Annotated in this window: 1 protein-coding gene and 1 pseudogene; one reads left to right on the plus strand and one right to left on the minus strand. The window is 62.8% G+C overall.

Annotation, left to right across the window (positions count from 1 at the left end):
- Positions 1-126: 126 nt before the first annotated feature.
- Positions 127-291 (plus strand): annotated as a pseudogene (locus ACTWPW_RS64590) (IS630 family transposase); the annotation flags it as partial.
- A gap of 12 nt (positions 292-303) precedes the next feature.
- Here ACTWPW_RS64590 and ACTWPW_RS64595 read toward each other — a convergent pair.
- Positions 304-532: transposase (locus ACTWPW_RS64595; protein ID WP_443175096.1), on the minus strand; the 229-nt coding region annotated here is incomplete at its 5' end.

Consider the following 532-nt stretch of genomic DNA (forward strand, 5'->3'; position numbering starts at 1 on the left):
GCGGTGGTGGCACAAGGAAGTCCGATCCGTGTCACTAGGAACACCGCTCGACACCTTGATCCTTAACGTCGTCCGAGGCCAGGGTGGTGCGTGTCACCAGTGGCGACACGAACTGCGGAACCCGGGCGATGGTCCGGCCTGCTGACCGACAAGCAGATCCGCCGCGGCGTCCACACTTCTGTGAAGGCTCTCGAGGCATGGATCGACACCTGGAACGACGACCCGCGGCCGTTCACCTGGACCAAGACCGCCGACGAAATCCTCAAGTCCCTGGCCGACTACAGAGGATGAAAGTTCGGGGTGTCATGTCGATCTCGGGTCCGTAACCAGGCCGGTGTGCGCCAGGAAGGCGTTCAACAGGTCGGGACGGTATTGCAGTTGCTTGAGTCGGCTGCGGATGATCTTGGCGAGGTCGTCGAGGGTGCAGGGGGCCAGGTTGCCCAGGCTGCGTTTGAGGTGTGACCAGACGGTTTCCACGGGGTTGAGTTCGGGCGCGTAGGTCGGTAAGTAGAACACCGTCAGCCACGGGCGC

Source organism: Nonomuraea sp. KM90 (assembly GCF_052246675.1).
Lineage (GTDB): Bacteria > Actinomycetota > Actinomycetes > Streptosporangiales > Streptosporangiaceae > Nonomuraea.